The organism is Bifidobacterium hapali (assembly GCF_002259755.1).
GTDB lineage: Bacteria > Actinomycetota > Actinomycetes > Actinomycetales > Bifidobacteriaceae > Bifidobacterium > Bifidobacterium hapali.
Genome location: NZ_MWWY01000035.1, coordinates 12,793 through 31,486, shown reverse-complemented (window position 1 = coordinate 31,486; position 18,694 = coordinate 12,793). Strand labels below are relative to the sequence as shown.

The following is an 18,694-nucleotide window of genomic DNA, read 5'->3' as shown; positions in this document are numbered from 1 at the left end:
AAGCCATCATGGCTAAGTACACCAACGAAGAGCTGCTGGAAGCTTTCGGTGAAATGACCCTCGTCGAGCTCTCCGAGTTCGTCAAGGCCTTCGAGGAGAAGTTCGACGTCGAGGCTGCCGCTCCGGTTGCCGCTGTCGCTGCTGCTCCGGCTGCTGGCGCTGCTGCTGAAGAGGAAGAGAAGACCGAGTTCGACGTCGTCCTGACCGCTGTCGGCGACAAGAAGATCCAGGTCATCAAGGCTGTCAAGGCCATCACCAACGCTGGCCTGGCTGACGCCAAGGCTATGGTTGACGGCGCTCCGAAGGCCATCCTCGAGAAGGCTAAGAAGGAAGACGCCGAGAAGGCTAAGGCTCAGCTGGAAGAGGCTGGCGCCACCGTCGAGCTCAAGTAATGTATGCGGGAGTGAAGCCCGCGCATTGCAAGCTTTGCGAAGTCCCGTCTCGCGCATTGCGCGTGAGGCGGGGCTTCGTCGTATTACACACATTTGCCGGACGCACCATCACATATGTCGTAGTGATCACATATGTATGGTCACATAGGGCATATAGGTCACATAGGGTACATAGGGTACATATCGAATATTGTGCGTGAATGTTACCCGCACGGATTGCCGTATTGTGCGCATATTCGGCAAAATCATGACACAATAGCACATAGTGTGTTGCACCAACGGTAGGAAAGGAAGGCTCGCGGTGAGTGATGAACAGCGGTCTCGCAGGTGGCTGGTGAAGGTCAAAGGCTGCGATCAGGTGAGCGTGCTGCCATCGCAGAGTCTGGAGATCGGTCGTAAGCCGATTCGTCCACTGCCGGATGATGGTGTGCCGCGTTTTGAAGTCAGTGACGAAACGCGGTCTATGTCGAAGCGTCACGCTGTGTTGCGCGTGTCGGCGAACGGCGTGGCAACGTTGCGCGACATGCGTTCGACAAACGGTACGTATTTGGTGCGCGAAGACGGTAATTTGATTCGTTTGCCGGAGGATATTGATTTTCCGTTGCCGTCGACTGCAGTGCGTATGCAGTTCGGTGATGTTCCGGTTGATTTTGTACAGGTTGAAGATTCTCCTGAGCCGGAACCGTCGCCCGCGGTAACTGATTTGTTTACATACGCGACTGATGATGAGAAGCCGGCGGAACCGGATGCGGCTGATTTGTCGGTTGACGATATTCTTGACTTGCGTGCCGGCGAGCCGACGAGTGCGTTTACGGCGAGTAGCGTGGCTGATCGTGCGAGCCAGTTGCGTGCGGCAGCATTGCAGAGCTTTACGCCGATGGTGGCTCCGTTAGACGAAGCGAATCGTCCGGATGCGATCGCGAACCCGGTACCGCTGCATGTTGAACCGGTCAAGCCGCAGGAGCCGCGTGATCTGTTTGTCGACGCGATGGAACATGTACTACCGTCGTCGTCTGACCAGTCGGAGGCGACGCGACCGATGACAACGCGCCTGCCGGATGCGTCGCCGGTTACGTCGGTTGCTGATACGTCTGCGCAGGTCGCCGCCACTCAGCAGACTGCCGCTGCGATTGCTGATCAGCCTCAAGCAGTACAGTCGGCACAGTCAGTACAGTCAGCACAGCCTACGGTTCAGCCCGCAGTCCAGCTGCCGGTGCAGTCCGAAGCAACGACTCCCTCAACTCAACCCGCTGTCCAGCAGCCGATTACGGCTCCTGCCTCAGCAGCCGAACCGGCGCAGCAGCCCGCGTACACGCCTGCGTTCGAGCCAGGATCAGTCTTCGATCGCGTCGCCAAAGGCGAGTTCCGCAAGCCGGAACCAACCGTAGAAGTCGACGGCCTGACCTCCGACGATGCGAAACATACCACTGATTTTTCGGTCCAGTTCAACATGGCTCGTCATCGCGAACTGTTGCCGTTCCTTGCGATGAACCCGTCGCTGTACGATGATCTGTACGCGTGGCTGGCGGCTCGCGGCGACGCTGACATTGACGCAGCGCTCGCAGACAATCCCGGTTATGAGGAATACCGCCGCGCGGTAGGCAAGTGAGGTGCACGATGAGCGATACAACGAACGCCTTAGCCGATATTCGCGCGTGGCGTGAACGCTACCGCAGCGGCTTGTTGCCGTCCCCGCTGGAAGATATCAGTCAGCTGGGTGCCAAACTTGATTTAACGCACGCGCATCCCTCTGGGATTGCGCAACTATTTGCGAGCGGTCACGCGCCGCTTGACGCGCTGTTCCGCGACAATGCGATGTTGCGCGCCGCGGGCCGTCGTATTGAGCGCGTGATGGATGATCGTTCGTCGAAAATGCGCGTCAGCGGTGTTGCGGAACTCTCGCTCACGGTCGGTGTCGCAGTCTGGGACGGTAATCATATGCCGGTCCTGCTGTACCCGGTTGACGTGACGCGTGACGAGACGACACAGCGCACAACGATTCGATTTATCGGCCGTGTGGAACTCAATACAGCGTTCGTTGCGGCGATGCGCGAGCACGGCGTGACGTTGAGCGCGAAGGAACTGTTCGACGGATCTCACTATGCGAGCGGTATTCCGGACACGTCAGCTGTGTTCGGTGCGATCAGTGATGCGGCGGTTGTCGCGTTTCCTGATTTTGAGATCGAACGGCAGATTGTAGTCGGCTGTTTCGTTGACCCGTCGTCGATGATGCTCGCTGAAAGTCAGCGGATTATCGACCAGCTTGACCAAGGTCATACTGGTAACAATCTGCTGGATGCGCTCGCCGGCTACGAGGATGCGGCAAACGCGCTCACAGAGCCTGCGATGCCGGATTACAGTCCGTTCGACGCCGATCCACACAGCGAATACGAGATCGGCGATGTCGATAATACAGTGCGTTACGCGGCGAATATGGCCGCTTGCGGACGTAGCTTATTTGTGGACGGCGAGGTCGGCAAAGACAGTGCTGATCAGGCGGCGGCGATCGCGTCGCGCTGTGTGATGAACGGTCGCACAGTACTGTACGTGCCGTGCGTGCCCGAACAGAAGCGTCGCTTCCAGCAGACGGTGAGCGAAGGCGAGATGGGCGGCCAAGCACTCGACATTGCTGCGGAAGGTGCGGCTGCGGCGATTGACCAGCAGCTGATTGCGGCGGTTGGTTTCCATCCGGGCGTTGCCACGTCGCGTTTCGACCAACTGGCCGATGAGCTAGTCGGCGTGCGCTCGCGGCTCACGCGTTATCTTGGCGACTTGCACGGCACGAACGAACAGTGGGGCGTTTCCGCGTATCAGACTATCCAAAATCTTGCGCATATCGCGTCGATTCCAACACATCCGGCGACTCATGTTCGTTTGCAGACACAAACCGCACATGCTGTTGCCTCGCGGCTTGACGAGTGGGCTGACAAAATGCGTCGCGCGGCCGAACTTGGCGAGTTTACGATCGGGCCAGACGATACCGCATGGTTCGGCGCATCGTTGACGAGCGAGACAGAAGCGATTAACGCGTATCAGCATGTGGTCGATCTTTTGAACAAGCTGCTGCCGGCCACGCGCAATCAGGTCACGACAACCGTGCAAACATGCGGATTCCCGGTGCCGAACACGGCGCGCGAATGGGGTCGGCAAGTCATGGTGCTCAAAAACTTGCGCCGCGTGCTTGACGTGTTTCAGCCGGAGATTTTCGAGCGTGACATCGACGCGATGATCGAAGCCAGCAAGCCGAAAGCCGAGCGCAAAGCAGAAGGTACGTCGATGGGCTTCTGGGAGCGTCGCCGGCATATTAAAGAAGCGAAGAGCTTGCTGCGAGTCGGCGCGCAGGTCGAAAACCTGCACGAAGCGTTGAAAGTCGTCTCCAAACAGGCCGATCAGTGGCATATGTTCGTGCCACGCGGCGGCTGGCCAGTACTGCCGCCGAAACTTGATGAGATTATCGAAACGCAAGAAGCGCTCGCCGCAGGCATGACCGCGCTCGACACGGTACTCGCTACCACGCCGGCTGGCGGCAATATCGACGCGACGGATTTCAACGATGTCGAAACGCGCCTGAAAGCCTTGTATGACGATCGTCGTGCGCTTGATACGTTGCCGGAACGTTGCTGCCTTGAACAGGAGTTCCGTTCGGTTGGTTTGACTGAGCTGATTGACGATCTGCGTAATCGTCGCGTTGACGCGGATGCGGTGTCCGGCGAACTGCAGCTCGCATGGTGGACGACAGTGTTCGAAAATATCGTCCAGTCGTCTGCGATTATCTCCAATCAGGACGGTTCTGCGATGCAAGCCGCCGCCGATCGGTTCGCGCAAGTCGACGTGGAACATGTGCGTTCGATCGGACCGATGGTGGCGCAAGAATCCATGCGTAAGCTCTCCGATCTGCTGTTCGCGCACACGCAGGAAGCGAATCAGCTGCATACGGTACTCGCTGGTGGTTCGTCGCGCGCGTCGTTCGGTCGCGTGCAACGTGACTACGGGCAGATTCTCGCCGCAGCAAAGCCGATTCTCGTCGCGACGCCGTCCACGCTGGCCGCGCTCACGCCGGCCGAGCCGATCGCAGACGTGGCGATTATCGACGCCGGCGCGCACATGCCGTCTATCGAACTGTTGACGATTCTCGCGCGCGCTCGACACGTCGTTGTACTCGCACATCGCGCAACGGTAACATGCGCAGCCCTGCGTCGGTTAATCGAGCTACTGCCGAGCATCGAGACGATTTCTCATCCGCTGCGTCGCTCGCCAAAACTCACCGCCTTCCTTGAAACGCACGGTTACGGGCCGGTTCGTCACGATGTGGCGACCGTACAGGGAGCAGTGCGATTCCACTATGTGGAAGGCAACGGTGTGCCGGTGATGACAAGCGGTTTGGTTGAATCCTCACAAGGCGAGATCGACGAAGTCGTGCGACTGATCACCGAGCGCGCGAAGAGCTTTACGATCGTGCCAGCAAGTTACGTGCTCACCGTCGTCAGCTTGACGGATACGTTCCGGTCGCGGCTCGGCGCCGAACTCAAAGCGCTGGCTACGCGCAGTCAGTCGATGGGCCGATTCCTGCGGCACGTGCGCATTGTCAATATTGGCGACGTGGCTGGAGCACATGCGACCGATGCGATTGTGGCGATCTGCTATGCGAAAACCATGCACGGGCGCCTCTTGCAACAGTTCGGCGCGCTTGAAGGTGATAACGGGCAGCATCTGTTGCTTGACGCGCTTGCGCTCGCCGATCGAGACGTGGATATTACTGCGTCGATTCTTGCCGCTGATCTTGATGACGAGCGCATTCATCAGAGTGGGCCGAAGATGCTGAAAACTGTGCTCGCGTGGGCTGAAGGGCTTGGCGGTGATGGTGACGGTAGCGGTGCGGTGACGGCTGAGGCTGAGCCGTCGGCCGACAACGTGTTGTTCACTGATTTGGCTGATCGACTGCGGTTGCGCGGGCTCAATGCGGCGGTCAACTATGGGTTTGACCGTGGGATGCGGATTCCTCTCGTGGTTGGCGTACACGGAAAGCCGTTTGCTTTGGCCGTGTTGACCGACGACGTGCGATTTATGAGCACGCAGTCGACGCGTGAGCGGCATCGTCTGATGATGCAGGATCTTGCGACGCTGGGTTGGTCGGTGATGAGCGTGTGGAGCGTGGCTGCGTTCGTGAACCCGGATAAAGAGGTTGACCGCATTGTGACGCGCATCAGCGAACTCTATCAGGAGGCGCGATGAGTGGCGACAGTGGTGTGACCGATTCGGTTGCCGATGGTGACCGTAGCGGTGATGAGACTCGTGCGACTGCTGGTCGTGATGGTCGCAGTGATCATAGCGGCGACAGAGTGGTTCGTTCGGTTGCTGATGATGATCGTAGCGGCGACAGTCGCGGTGCGATGCCCGCGTATGATGCGAAGCGACGCACACCGCGCAAACATCGTCGCGTCGTATTCCACGGGACCGAGCTCTTCGATGCCGACGGTGTCAAGCTTGAACTCGGTGACATGACCACTGACGCCCAACGTGACGCTGACGACGACCAACGCATCCTCACCGAGCTGCCGCCGCATTGGGGTGTGTTCAACGACAAGCGTTGACACACCCCAATGCGGCGGCCTTCGCGGTTTGCTTGTAGCGTAAACCTCTCACTTCGCCTACAAACAGTCCGCAGGACTGTTTGCTTAACGGCTCAGCGCATTGGGTCGTATTCAACGACAAGCGCTGAACCTTTTCTCGGCTCCCCTTGAAGGACGTTGCCGTTAAGCAAACAGCAGAGCTGTTTGTAGGCAACGTGCTCGCCGACAGGCGAGCCAGAAAAACGCCGCGCGTAGCGCGTCTGGAATTGCTGGTTCGTTGCCGTTAGGCAAACAGCAGAGCTGTTTGTAGGCAACGTGCTCGCCGACAGGCGAGCCAGAAAAACGCCGCGCGTAGCGCGTCTGGAATTGCTGGTTCGTTGCCGTTAGGCAAACAGCAGAGCTGTTTGTAGGCAACGTGCTCGCCGACAGGCGAGCCAGCAAACTGCGCGCTTCGCGCGTCCCTAATTGCGGGACGAGCTGGCCGCGAAGCGGTCTGAGGGGTAGTTACACCCTTGGAACGACCAACCCGTGTCAATGTTTGTTGCTTCTCTTGAGTGTGTTGATCGCCCATCACCCATCACTCTCTGCCACACAACCGAAAAATCACCAAAAATCCCGTTGTGTGGCAATTCGCATGTACACACAACTGTTGTATAACGTTATATTCAGGTTGTGTGGCAAAACCAAAAATCCTTAAATCGTTGAAATTTCAACGTTTTTGAGCATCTGCCCCCGTACTTGTTTCAACGGGTGTTGCCACACAACCCGAAAATCGCGTTTTTTGTGTTTGTGTGGCAAATCGCATGTACACACAACTGTTGTATAACGTTATATTCAGGTTGTGTGGCAAACCTAACAATCCTTAATTCGTTGGAATTTCAACGTTTTTGAGTATCATGCCCCCGTACTCGTTTCAACGGGTGTTGCCACACAACCGAAAAATCGTCGAAAATTCGTTTGTGTGGCAAATCTTATGTACACACAGCTGTCATATAACGTTATACCCATCTTGTGTGGCATGGGTTTTCGGGTTTGATGGTCGTATGTCATGGAATTGGGTGTGTGAACGTGGTGTTTTGGCGGCAAGAGATGGGTTGATTGCCAAAATATCACGGTAATGCGCTTCTAGGCGTGACATTGTGGTGGTGTTGAATGGTTTGATCGCCAGAATGTCACGCTACCTGTTCTTTTAGTGTGCCGTTGTGGTGGGTAGTGGTGTGATGGTGGTCATGATGTCACGTATGGCTGTTTCACCGTGTGATGGTTGATACGGTAGTGGCGGTTTTTGCTCGCTGAGTGCTCCTCAGTGAGCGTTTTCTGCCACTCACGACGCAGCGTGGCGGAAAACGCTCGCTAAGACGGTGCTCAGTGAGCAAAAACCGCCACGCGCGAGTAGGAATGGCGGATTTTGCTTGTTGAGAGCACTGTTAGTGAGCGAAAACCGCCACACGGTTTGACCTTTAACCCCTATTTCATTCCGTTAACCCCATTTCATTCCGGAATGAGCTTTGGTGTGAGTTTTAGTGCGAGTTTGGACTGGGGGTTTCAAGCGTTGTGAATGTTTTTATGGCTTTGGGCTGATTGTGGTTGCCTGCCCCTAGGCGTTTAGGGTATACAAGGGGGCGCGTTTACCGGGCGACGGCTACTATGGCGCCGACTTCTTGAGAGGACATGACACGCAGCGCATCATTAGGCGCCATCGCTAGTGTGGTCGTGGCATCCGTGGTTGCATCCTGCGGTTCGCGCATCACCAGCGCGCGTTCTACCAATACACACGCATCATCAGCCGCAGTCTCATCATGCTCATCGCGCGCGCATCCTACTGCCGATGCCAACGCAATCTCATCGCCGGCCGTGAGTACTCCCGCAGCACTTGCCAGTCGTACTTCAATCACAGTAAACCCATCCGGCACTACCGGCTGCGCACGAATCATCGAACCAAATATCGGCTGCCCAGCCGCAATATCAACTTGCGCGACGCCCGGCAGCCCACTCACATCATCGAGTACCGCATTCCACGACCATCCGCCAACGTCACTAACTGGCACCTGCGCAAACCGCAACATGTCCGCGTCAACCGTCTGCCCGCGCGCAATATCAACCGCCGCGACCATCACTGTGCGTGTTGCCTGCGAACCGACCACGCACATCAACGCAGCAAACACAGCCACGCCAGCCGCCACGGCAATAATCGCGCGTCGCACAACATGCGTCAATCGTCGCCGTCGCAAACTGTTCGCGGGACCAATCATATGCAAAAAATCCGTCACCATCTCACGATGATGACGGATACTCGTACTCAAGCGCAAGCCAAACCGACCTATGTGGTCGAACGGTACCGACTTATCCACAACTGTCCACATACGGCTATTGTGGATAACTCGCAGCCGGATGCAGCATCAGTCGCGCTCAACCAGTTGTTACGGCCGCCGCGCCGCTCACTTCGACTTCGACGAGCCGCTATCGGTCCGGTAGAAACCACTTCCCTTAAATTCGATCGGCACAGCAGAAAACACTTTGCGCACTTGCTCCTTGCCGCACTGCGGGCACACGGTAATTGGAGCGTCGCTAAACGACTGCTGCTCAGTGAAATCATAGTTACAACTCTTGCAACGGTAGTGATACGTAGGCAAGTCTCTTCCTCCACGGCTCGGCACAATCACGATATTCAACCTCACATATTATCCTCATCGCCGCGACGAGGGGAGGCCTAATTCACGGACAGCCAAGTTACTCCGTCGGGCGTGAGTATCGCGTCTACTGGCACGTCGTGCGGCTCGCGCGGCAGGTCACTGGCGACGAGTTCCCACGGCCAGCAGACGGCTATGATCGGTGCGTTCGGTGCGCGGTAGGTGAGCGCGCGATCGTACCAGCCGCCGCCGCGACCGAGTCGCGTGCCGTGACGGTCGACGGCGAGCGCGGGCAGGATGATGAGTGAGGCGTTGCGTAGTGCGGTGGCGTCGGTCGCAGGTGGGGTAGTGGGTGATGGTAGCGGTGACGGTGAGGAAAGTGTCGCTGGTGATGCTGCGGATAGTGGCGGGGATGGTTGTGACTGTAGTGGCTCTGATGATCTGGATGACGGTGAGGATGGTTGTGATGCGGCGGACGGTGTTGATTGCGGCGGTAGTGGTGACGGTTCTTCAGGCCGTTGATGCAGATGACCTGAACCTGTGGTTGCGTTCTCACTTGTGCGAACCGCGTGTAGATCGTCGAGTGAACGCAGCTCTCCCCAGCCGATTTCTAGCCCGCTACCGAGTAACGGCACGATCACGCGCATCCTCGCGTTGAGTAGTGCGTTCAGTAACGGACGAGTTTCGATTTCGGTTCCCATCGAGACGTATGTGGCGACGGTTGCGCCCGGCTGTAATCCGTATGATCTATCTGTAAGTCTTCCGGCGAGCGAGTCGATCAGTGCGTCAGTTTGTGCGGCTAGTCGTTGGCCGGCTGACTCGCGCTGTTCAGGTGATATCAGCTTGCGTCGCGCAAACGCGTTGTGGCGCAGAGCTGACTTTGCTGACTTTGTTGATTGCGTCGAAGCTGCTCGCGCGTCTGTTCCGCTAATCAAACTGTTCGCCGTCATATTATCCGCGTCCAAACACATACGTCCGTTGTATCACAGTAGCGATTGTGTCGAAGCGTGATTTTTCGGCGGAGGTCAGGCCAGTTTCCGCCGGAATGTCACAGAATTCTGCCTCTGGGCGTGACTTTCCGGCGGAAAATGAAGGGATATCCGCCGGAATGTCACAAAAATGGGCCCACAGTGTGATATTTCGGCGGAGGTTGGGCCAGTTTCCGCCGGAATATCACAGAAAACGGCCTCAAAACGTGATATTCCGGCGGAATGTAAAGGGATATCCGCCGCAATGTCACATTTAGCCGGCCGCACATACCGTACATACCCCCCCACATATCCTAAGGGCCCTACCGGTTGTATCACAGCGCGCCTGTCGCCAACCATAACGCACGGTCGCGTGGCACAATGGGCATCATGTCCGTCTTCCAGTCGTTGCGCGCGGCATTCCATCATCCAGCAGACGCGCCCGCTATCCGTATGCCCGACGAGCTGCCAACCGCCGCGTTCCGCGCGCAACATCCAACCCTGCCGGCCAACTTGCCAATCAGCCTGCGACCGCTCACATTAGACGACGAAGACGAGTGGAACGACGTCCGCTGGCGTAACCGCGACTGGCTCGCTCCGTGGGATTCCGACGACCCGCTGCACGGCTCTCCGCTCACGTTTAACGCGTGGATTACCCGTCAGCGGCGCTCGGAAGAACGCGGCACCGGCGCGCTGTTCGGTATTATTCACCGCGGCCGTATCGTCGGTCAGATTTCCGTTGGCGCGATCAGTTACGGTTCCATGCGCACCGGCATCGTCGGATACTGGGTCTCGCAACAATTTGCGGGCCACGGTTTCGCGCCGCTCGCGCTCGCGATCCTCGCCGACTGGGCGCTCGCTGACTCGACCGGTCCACAGTTGCATCGGCTGGAAATTGCGATCTTGCCTGAGAACCACCGGTCGCGGCGTGTCGTCGAGAAAATTGGCGCGCATGACGAGGGATTACGGTTGCGATACATGTTCGTCAATGAGCAGTGGCGCGATCATGAAACGTACAGTTTGCTCGCGGATGATGTTGGGAATGGATTCACTGTTCGACTGATGTTCGGTTGTTGAGCGACACGCCCGGGCTGAATGCCTGATTTGTGCCCGGGCTCTCCTATTCTTAAGTGCATGGGTTACGAGTCGCTGAGCGCGGTGGTCGTGCTGGTGATTGTCGTGATCGTCATGGCCGGCTGGCTGCCTGCGCGGACAGCAAAGGGCATGAGAACAGTGGCGGAGCATCGCGAGGACAAGTACTCGCCGTCGTTGCATCTGATTGACATCGACGATGGTACGCGGTTTTCCGACGAGCATACGCCGCGGGCGAAAGGGATTATTATGCAGTCTGATCCGAAGTACACGGCCGAGCGGGTCGCCTATGTGCGCCAGCTTCGTCGTGCCGCTATTCGCCGTCGCCGTGTGCTGGTGCTGTCGTTGTTAGCGCTCACTGTGTTGGTGCTCGTACTGGCTATTGCGCTGAAGTTCAGTCCGCTGTTCGCTCTGATTCCCGGTGTGCTGCTTGTTGTGTCGGTTGCGCTGGGTGTGCGTGCGGCTGCGCAGGCTCGTGCATGGGAGGCCAAGGTTGCGACGTCGCGCCGGCGTGCGGCTCGTGCGCGGGCGAAAGCTGCGGCTCAAGTGGTGGTTGAGCCGGCACAGTCGGTTGGTGAGAATTCTGGTGCGGCTGATCGCAGTGTGAATACTGCTGAGGCGGACACGGACGTGATGGAGCAGCGCGAGATCCGTCAAGCGTTGAATCGTGCGCGTCAGGAACAGGAAAAGGCGTTTGCTGAGCGCGCGGCTCGTCGTGCGGCCGCGGAACGCAAGGTGTTGCGCGAGGCGGCTGAGCGAGTGGCTGCGCGCGCTGACGCGGGTGACGATCAGCTGATTCGCAGTGAGATTGCGGTGGTTGATGAGCACGATGTTGAGTCGGCTGAGGTTGCTGCGGCTGCTGAGACTGCGACTGATACGGCTGCGGTGACTGAGTCTCGCAATGATACTGCCGCAGTGCCTGATGAGACGAGCGAACTGGCTAGTGTCAGTCCGTCGCGCGCACTGGATGCGTTCGACATGGCGTCGGCGCCTGATCTGATTTCGTTCTCGCTTGGTGCGCCGCGCAACGGTATCGATGTGGCTACTGATGCACCGGAAAGTCGGGAAATTCAGTCGACTCGACAGGTTGCCAAGGCAGTGCCGGTTGAGTCGGCGACTGCTGATGATGCGCAGAACGTTCAGGATATGGACAGCGTTGCGGCTGATGTTGCGGCTAACAGTTCCGCCGACAGCAGTCCGGCCGACAATACCGATGCTGCTGATGATGCGTCAAGCAAGCACGCTCAGTCAAATACGGTCAACGATACTGCTGCCTTCCACGAAACCGAGCAGCATGTTGCAGTTGACGCGCCTGAAGCCACGTCCGATTCCCTCGGTCATGGCCTTGAAGCGATTCTCGCACGCCGCTCTTCGTGAGCGATCATCCGGATTATCTCGGTGTTTCACTCTCAGCGTTAGCACTCGAGTTGGCAGAGTGCTAATAATCGCGCTACGATAGGCAACAGCGCAAAGGGATGATGCGGCGGGTGATCGTCAGCCTCTCGTCAAGCTGAATTCTGGCGCGGACATAATTGGATTTGCTAGATATACGAGGTGACCTACAGTGTCGATCAAGCTCACACCGTTGGAAGACAAGATCATCGTTAAGCAGGCTGAGGCCGAGACTAAGACCGCTTCTGGTCTGTACATTCCGGATAACGCTAAGGAGAAGCCGCAGCAGGGTGAAGTTCTGGCTGTTGGCCCGGGCCGTCGCGACGACAAGGGCGAGCGCATCCCGATGGACGTCAAGGTCGGCGACAAGGTGCTGTACTCCAAGTACGGCGGTACCGAAGTGCACTACGAGGGCGAGGACTACCTGATCGTCTCCGCTCGCGACATTCTCGCCATCCTCGGCTGAGATCGCGTTTCCATATGATCCCGTTCGGTACTCTACCGGGCGGGATTTTCTTATATCTCGCTATCCCTCCCCTGATCGCTAATATGCTCTCAACCGAGTGGCAGAAAACGCTCGCTGACGGTGCCCTTAGCGAGCGTTTTCTGCCACGCGTGCTGGTGAGTGGCGGTTTTTGCTCGCTGAGGGTGGTCTCAGCGAGCGTTTTCTGCCACGCGGCACAGCGATAGTGCTGATAGCTGCTGATCGCCCCCCGATCCATGAGTAGTCCATGCCTGTGCCCAGCTGAAAGATGACAGTCCACACCACAACGGTCTATGCCGATAACGAACTACACCAACACGCACGAGAGTTCCACACGTTTGCCTGTATTCTGAAACATAGATATCAGCATCCGATTGGGGGAGCCATGCAAGGTAGCACGCAGTACGGGGGAGTGGAACTGTCCACGTCCAAGACGGAAACGGCCAGTACGTCCAGTTCATCCAGTACGGCCAGCACTCCCGGCATACCCAACGCATCCGGTACGCACCAACCCCCAACGCACATCATCGCCCAACTATCCGATGCAATGGCCGGCGCTCTGTCCTGCTCGCAAGACGTCATCGATCTTGCTATCACCACGTTCGTCGCAGGCGGCCATCTCCTCCTCGAAGACGTGCCCGGCGTCGGTAAAACCACTCTCGCGCGCGCAATGAGCATATTGATCGGCGGCGAATCGCGGCGCATCCAGTTCACGCCAGACCTGCTGCCGTCTGACTTAACGGGTGTGAGTATTTATTCGCAAGGTTCCGGTCAGTTTGACTTCCATCCCGGTCCGCTTTTCGCCAATATTGTTATCGCCGACGAAGTCAACCGTGCCAATCCCAAAGCCCAGTCTGCCATGCTTGAGGCGATGGGTGAGCGTCAAATCAGTGTTGACGGTGCCACACACACACTGCCCGACCCGTATTTCGTCGTTGCCACGCAAAATCCGATCGAACTCGAAGGCACGTACCCGCTGCCTGAAGCGCAACTGGACCGATTCATGGCGTGCACGAGTTTCGGCTATCCGAGCTCGCAAGCTGAGGCAGCTATGTTGACCGGCGCGCACATGCTGCGTCCTCTCGAAGGATTGACCGCAGTATGCTCGACTGACGATGTGCTCACGATTCGGCGTGCGGCCGAACAGGTACAACTCAGCGATGCGGTGGCCGATTATATTGTGTCGCTCACGGCGGCAACGCGTAATCGCGACGGCGTGCGTTATGGCGCGTCTCCTCGCGGCAGTCTTCACTTGGCGGCGATGTCGCGTGCCCGCGCGCTCACTCAAGGACGTACTTTCGTGATTCCCGACGATGTGCAAGCGCTCGCTGTCCCGGTGCTCGCGCATCGACTCGTGCTTGATAATGCTGGATACGGCCTGTCTTCGATGGACCGTGTGCGGCAGATTATCGCCGATCTGGTTGGCGCGGTTCCGGTTCCGCGCCCCGACCGTCTGTGATCGGAGTTGCCATGCGACACGTCCTGCACCACGTCCCGCACCGCAATGCACCCGGCAGTGTTCCCGGCAATGTTCTCGCTAACATCAGCCGATCAACGACGAAGCGCGATTCCAAACAGCGTCTGCCGCGTCACTGGCGTCGTCATGGCATGATTCGCCCGTCAGCAGCCGGCCTTGCCGCAGTCGTGTTCGCTGCCGGATTGTGGTTTATGGGGTTGCTGCTGGACGATCGCGCGCTCATGGCTGCCGCGCTCGCCGTAACGTTGATTATTGGTGTGTCGCTAGTGCTCGCATTCGCGCAGTGGCTGCTGATTCCGCGCGTTGATTCGTCGTGTATTGACGAACGTCGCTGCATTCTTGACATATCGTCAACAATGCTTCCGTTGCCGCGACTGCTGTTACCGCGCACCATGCGTATGCGCTCCCAGTACGAGCGGCTGAATCAAGACAATCAAGTCATCGATCGTTATGTCGGCAGTCGGCCGTCCGATCGCGGCCTCTACCGTCGCACTGGACTGTTCGTACGCTGGCACGATCCGTTCGGCTTATGGTCCGCCTCGCGCATCCTGCTGCGGCATGACGACGAGATAGTCCTGCCATCGGTTGCGGAACAGTTGGCTAACGGTCAGCGCATGGCCGATCAGCGGATGCAAGGCATGACACAGTCCGAAAATACGGGCGGCGTGCGCGCGTATGCGGCTGGCGATCCGCCGAAACTCATCTCGTGGAAGGCAACTGCGCATCGCGGCGAACTCATGACGCGCGAAACTGGCCGTGACATACGCGTATCGACGATCGTCCTGCTCGACGTGCGATCCGCTGGCGTTACTGACGCGCAAGTTGATGCGCAAGTCGAACGAGTATTGCCGATGCTCAACTCGTCGTCGCCGGACAGTCAACTGATTGTCACCGACGGTGTTCAGTTTGCCGACGTAGACAGTGCGCGACTGTTAGCTGCGATGTCGCCGATTTCGTCGTCTGATGTACCAGCTGATGCACAAGCTGGCGCAGGTAATCACGATCGTGTCGATACTGAATCGTCGGCGAGCGCAATCGCCAACCGCGTAGCTGATATCATGGCGCATCACCACGGCGTGATCGGCGTGCGACTGATCACATCCAATCCGCAAGGAGCGTTGGCGAGCTCGCTGCGACAGTCGATTGGTGACGATCGGTTGCGCGTGATCGACGTGCCGATTGATCGGCAACGTGACACAGCGCGCACGCGATCGCACAAGGCCGCTGCAACGACGATCGTCAGTGCGCAACAATCCCAGCCGCGCGCACTCTCGCGAATCCTCACTGCCGCCGCACTACTGGCCTTCTTCGCACTGTCGATCAGCGCGCTCACCGGCCTCGTTGCAGCCACCGGATACTGGCCGTGGTTCACTGCGGTTGCGCTCGCTGTCATAGCGATCGAATCGGTTCTTCCTGCACGATCAACCGTTCGTTACGTGATACGAACTATCTCAGTAATCGTCGCAACGTTGGTTGCTGCCGCTGTGCTTATCGTCATCCGCGTGCATGATATCGCTACCATCTGGCTGTTCGATCGCGATGCATTCCAGCGCATCAACGACGAAGCTGCCGCGTCTGCGAATGCCAGTACCGCGGCCGCGGAATACGTTGCGCACATCACGCCGTGGTCAATGATTCGCGATATTTTCAGCCGCGGATTTGATGTACTCAACGCGCAGTTGCCGCCGCTGACCGTTGACCAATCCAGTGATGTTGTACTGATCGCAGCTGTAGCCGGTATCGTTATCATGTTCCGGCTCATTCTTATCGCCCGCCAAGTCGCGCCAGCTTTCGCTATACTGCCGGTCGCATTGCTCGCCGCCGACTACGCGCTTATCGGCCGCCCTACAGACTGGTGGCAGGTCTCGCTGCTCGCCGTTGCGTTCCTGATCGCACTGTCTCAAAGCAGACCTAACCGAGTCGCTCTGCCGGCGCCTACCGCCGTCGTCGCGCTCGTCACAGCCGCCACGCTCGCTTTGACTACGCCAGCCGTCAACTTCGCGCAAGCTGTACCGCTTTCGTTCGGTGACTCGGCCGGCCTGCTGTCAGCGAACACGATCAACCCAATGGTCGATCTCAAACGTTCCCTGTCTACCGGCTCCGACACGACTGTGCTCACGTACCGCGCGTCGAAACGCACGTATCTGCGCATGACCACGCTCGACGACTTCAACGGCGACATGTGGAGTTTCGACGCAGCACTATCAAAAGACGCGAATTTGTACGGCTCGGGCATACAACTCGGCCTTGATTCGAGCAATATGATGACGCGCGAGGAACGGTTGCGCAATATCGACGACCCACTTTCGTTGTACGCCACTATCGGATACTTGTATGACGGCAGCGGAACTTACTACTATGGCAACAATTTCAATGGCAGCGGCGCTTCTAGTAACGGTAGTGGCGAGCCGCGCGACGACTACGAATACGGCGACGGTGGCACATCGCGTGACTTGCGTGACTCAGTGGCCAGTAATCGACGTAATCAGTTCATAAACCTCGCATCCTCGCAATACCGACGAACCGCCGACGTTACGATCGAAACATTGAGCTCGCGATTCCTACCGGTAACCGGCGTGACCACAGTTATGGCGTCCGGCATCGACTCGACATGGCTGTCGGCCGGTTCTACGATTTACAATCGCACGGCCACCACTGGGCAAGGTATGCAATATCGCACCTCCGGTATTGGACCTGACCCGATTACGTCAACCGCCGGATTTACGCGGATTAGCGACGTGAACGACGTGTACCGTAAGCTCGCAGACGAGGCGCAAGGCGGCGACGATCTGCCGTGGACGCAGCGTACTGCGGCGCGTGAGCAGCTCGTGAGTGAAGGGGTCGCCGAGCAGCATGATGACTGGTGGGTGATGCCGATTACCGTGGCGAGAACTGGTGACGGTTCCGCTGACGGTTCCGGCGTGGCTGAGCCCGGCGATCTCGTCACCGATTCGCAAGGCAACGAAGTTGGTACGGTGAGCGGTATCAGCGGGCATATGAATGGCGAGGATTCGAGCGTCATACCGGCGTATTCGATTACGCTTGCGAGCGCGTTTCGTTCGCGAGTGGGTATTGGCTCAGATGAATCGATTGGATTTATGTACGCTAAAGACGGTCGCATTGCACTGGTGCTGGCGATGAGGCAGTTGTCGGCTGACAATAGTTCGGCTGGCACTGACCGCAGTAATGATAACGATATTGAAGATTACTTCAACAGCAGTCAAGACGGAATTTGGTACGCAAGCGGTATCGGTGATCTGCAAAGAGAGCTTGTCTACAGCATGATGTCCATTGATTCGGCGCGTTCTGGACAGTCTGCGGTCGCGCGATACACAACCGAGCGTGTCGCGCGCATGAACAGTCAAGCGCGGTCGCAGTATCGTTCGTTGCCGACTGATTTGCCGTCGAACATTACTGCGCTTGTTGAACAAGCTAAAGCTGCTGGCATTGCCACCGACGGCGACGGATACGATCATCAGGTTGCCGCTATGCGCTGGCTGGTCGACTATTTCACGAATCCTGCCAATGAATTTGTCTACTCGCTCAATGCGCCTGACGGTAACGGACGGTCGAATCTCGATGTGATCAACAATTTCCTCGACTCGCGTTCCGGTTACTGCACGCATTATGCGTCGGCGCTCGCGGTGCTCGGTCGTGCGATGGGTGTGCCGACGCGGATGGTGCTCGGCTACAACGCGGGCGTGGACCGTGCGAATGCGGACGGCGAGTTTGAGGTTGCTGCCAAACAGTTGCATGCATGGGTTGACGCGTATATTGACGGCGTGGGTTGGGTGCCGTTCGATGTGACGCCTGCGACGAGCGAAAACGGCAGCGCGGCGGCTGATGCGGCTTCTGGGACTGGCGCTGGGGCCGATGGTGCCGATGCTGGCGACGGTACGGATGCAACTACTGCCACGCCGAATGCGGGCACTAACGGTGCTAGCGGCGATGACATGGGTGCGACTGACGGCGATGCGGCTGATAATGGGCAGGATGCTGAGGGTGATGCTGCCGATCAGCAGGGGGCTAATGATTCAGATGCGACTTCTGGTTCGGATACGGCGTCTGGCGGGCAGACGGTGTCGTGGTGGAGTCGGCTGAAACTGCCGCGATGGGCGGCGATCACGCTGGTGGTTGTTTTAATTGTTGCGTGTGTGATGGGCTTGGCGCTGATTCCGGCTGGATTGCGGGTGCTGCGTCGGCGGAGACGGCTGCGGGTGATCGCTGGGGCTGGTGGTGGGTCTGGCGTGGGTGGTGCTGGTACTGCTGCGTGGCTTGCCGCATGGTCAGAGATCTGCGATCGTGCGTGGGATATCGGTGTGCGATGGACTTCGTCAGATACGGAACGTACCATCGCGGTGCTGATCGCGGATACGATTGGCGACGGCGAACGTCATAGTCAGCATGCCAGTGCGCATGATCGTAACGGTGATATCTCAGCGTCTCTTGCGCAGATCAGTGATCATGTAACGGCGATTGCCTTCGGTGCGTCGCACGATGTTGACGTCCGTGCGGACGAGCTACGCGAGCAAACTGACACGGTGCTCGCTAAGTTGAGCGACGTTGATCGGCAGCATTCGATATGGGTTCGCGTGCGGAATTTCCTCATGCCGGCGTCGCTATTGCGTCGTGTAAATCGTTGATATTACTAGAGACACGCCGTGTGCACCCCTGACTTGCGTTCGTCGC

The 18,694-nt window shown here is 58.0% G+C and carries 12 protein-coding genes; 9 read left to right on the top strand and 3 right to left on the bottom strand.

All coding sequences use genetic code 11. The features are described from left to right. Positions 1 to 8 precede the first annotated feature (8 nt). From rplL to BHAP_RS08845, 4 genes are all read left to right on the top strand, one after another. On the top strand, positions 9 to 392 hold the full coding sequence (rplL, locus tag BHAP_RS08860) for a 50S ribosomal protein L7/L12 (protein WP_044089143.1): 384 nt from the start codon (positions 9 to 11) through the stop codon (positions 390 to 392). 301 nt (positions 393 to 693) lie between these two features. Continuing rightward, on the top strand, positions 694 to 2,001 hold the full coding sequence (locus BHAP_RS08855) for a variant leucine-rich repeat-containing protein (protein WP_094730341.1): 1,308 nt from the start codon (positions 694 to 696) through the stop codon (positions 1,999 to 2,001). Between the two features lie 8 nt (positions 2,002 to 2,009). Further along, entirely contained in the window at positions 2,010 to 5,624 is a 3,615-nt protein-coding gene (locus BHAP_RS08850; RefSeq protein ID WP_094730340.1) for a helicase, read from the top strand. Positions 5,625 to 5,782: 158 nt separating this feature from the next. Next, positions 5,783 to 5,983 (top strand): hypothetical protein, encoded by a 201-nt coding sequence (locus tag BHAP_RS08845; RefSeq protein WP_094730371.1) that lies wholly within the window; start codon positions 5,783 to 5,785, stop codon positions 5,981 to 5,983. Between the two features lie 1,607 nt (positions 5,984 to 7,590). Here the strand turns inward: BHAP_RS08845 and BHAP_RS08840 are convergent. The 3 genes from BHAP_RS08840 to BHAP_RS08830 form a co-directional block, all read right to left on the bottom strand. Next, a complete protein-coding gene (locus BHAP_RS08840) occupies positions 7,591 to 8,325 on the bottom strand; it encodes an SAF domain-containing protein (protein ID WP_094730339.1) in 735 nt (244 codons plus the stop codon). Positions 8,326 to 8,400: 75 nt separating this feature from the next. Then, positions 8,401 to 8,595 (bottom strand): FmdB family zinc ribbon protein, encoded by a 195-nt coding sequence (locus tag BHAP_RS08835; RefSeq protein WP_094730338.1) that lies wholly within the window; start codon positions 8,593 to 8,595, stop codon positions 8,401 to 8,403. Positions 8,596 to 8,672: 77 nt separating this feature from the next. Continuing rightward, complete coding sequence (locus BHAP_RS08830) at positions 8,673 to 9,542, bottom strand: 5-formyltetrahydrofolate cyclo-ligase (RefSeq protein ID WP_094730370.1); 870 nt, start codon at positions 9,540 to 9,542, stop codon at positions 8,673 to 8,675. Between the two features lie 408 nt (positions 9,543 to 9,950). Here BHAP_RS08830 and BHAP_RS08825 point away from each other — a divergent pair, with 408 nt between their 5' ends. From BHAP_RS08825 to BHAP_RS08805, 5 genes are all read left to right on the top strand, one after another. Beyond that, a complete protein-coding gene (locus tag BHAP_RS08825; RefSeq protein ID WP_094730369.1) occupies positions 9,951 to 10,637 on the top strand; it encodes a GNAT family N-acetyltransferase in 687 nt (228 codons plus the stop codon). 57 nt (positions 10,638 to 10,694) lie between these two features. Then, on the top strand, positions 10,695 to 12,029 hold the full coding sequence (locus BHAP_RS08820; RefSeq protein WP_094730337.1) for a hypothetical protein: 1,335 nt from the start codon (positions 10,695 to 10,697) through the stop codon (positions 12,027 to 12,029). 187 nt (positions 12,030 to 12,216) lie between these two features. Continuing rightward, complete coding sequence (gene groES, locus BHAP_RS08815) at positions 12,217 to 12,510, top strand: co-chaperone GroES (RefSeq protein WP_094730336.1); 294 nt, start codon at positions 12,217 to 12,219, stop codon at positions 12,508 to 12,510. 403 nt (positions 12,511 to 12,913) lie between these two features. After that, positions 12,914 to 13,987 (top strand): AAA family ATPase, encoded by a 1,074-nt coding sequence (locus BHAP_RS08810; protein ID WP_211279717.1) that lies wholly within the window; start codon positions 12,914 to 12,916, stop codon positions 13,985 to 13,987. Positions 13,988 to 13,998: 11 nt separating this feature from the next. Further along, entirely contained in the window at positions 13,999 to 18,648 is a 4,650-nt protein-coding gene (locus tag BHAP_RS08805) for a transglutaminaseTgpA domain-containing protein (RefSeq protein ID WP_094730335.1), read from the top strand. The last annotated feature ends 46 nt before the right edge of the window (positions 18,649 to 18,694 follow it).

Bases quoted from the DNA above. Each gene is read 5' to 3' on its own strand.
- BHAP_RS08845 (WP_094730371.1), top strand. From the start codon at position 5,783: ATGCCCGCGTATGATGCGAAGCGACGCACACCGCGCAAACATCGTCGC.
- rplL (WP_044089143.1), top strand. From the start codon at position 9: ATGGCTAAGTACACCAACGAAGAGCTGCTGGAAGCTTTCGGTGAAATG.
- BHAP_RS08850 (WP_094730340.1), top strand. From the start codon at position 2,010: ATGAGCGATACAACGAACGCCTTAGCCGATATTCGCGCGTGGCGTGAA.
- BHAP_RS08820 (WP_094730337.1), top strand. From the start codon at position 10,695: ATGGGTTACGAGTCGCTGAGCGCGGTGGTCGTGCTGGTGATTGTCGTG.
- BHAP_RS08830 (WP_094730370.1), bottom strand. From the start codon at position 9,542: ATGACGGCGAACAGTTTGATTAGCGGAACAGACGCGCGAGCAGCTTCG.
- BHAP_RS08840 (WP_094730339.1), bottom strand. From the start codon at position 8,325: ATGTGGACAGTTGTGGATAAGTCGGTACCGTTCGACCACATAGGTCGG.
- BHAP_RS08810 (WP_211279717.1), top strand. From the start codon at position 12,914: ATGCAAGGTAGCACGCAGTACGGGGGAGTGGAACTGTCCACGTCCAAG.
- BHAP_RS08825 (WP_094730369.1), top strand. From the start codon at position 9,951: ATGTCCGTCTTCCAGTCGTTGCGCGCGGCATTCCATCATCCAGCAGAC.
- BHAP_RS08805 (WP_094730335.1), top strand. From the start codon at position 13,999: ATGCGACACGTCCTGCACCACGTCCCGCACCGCAATGCACCCGGCAGT.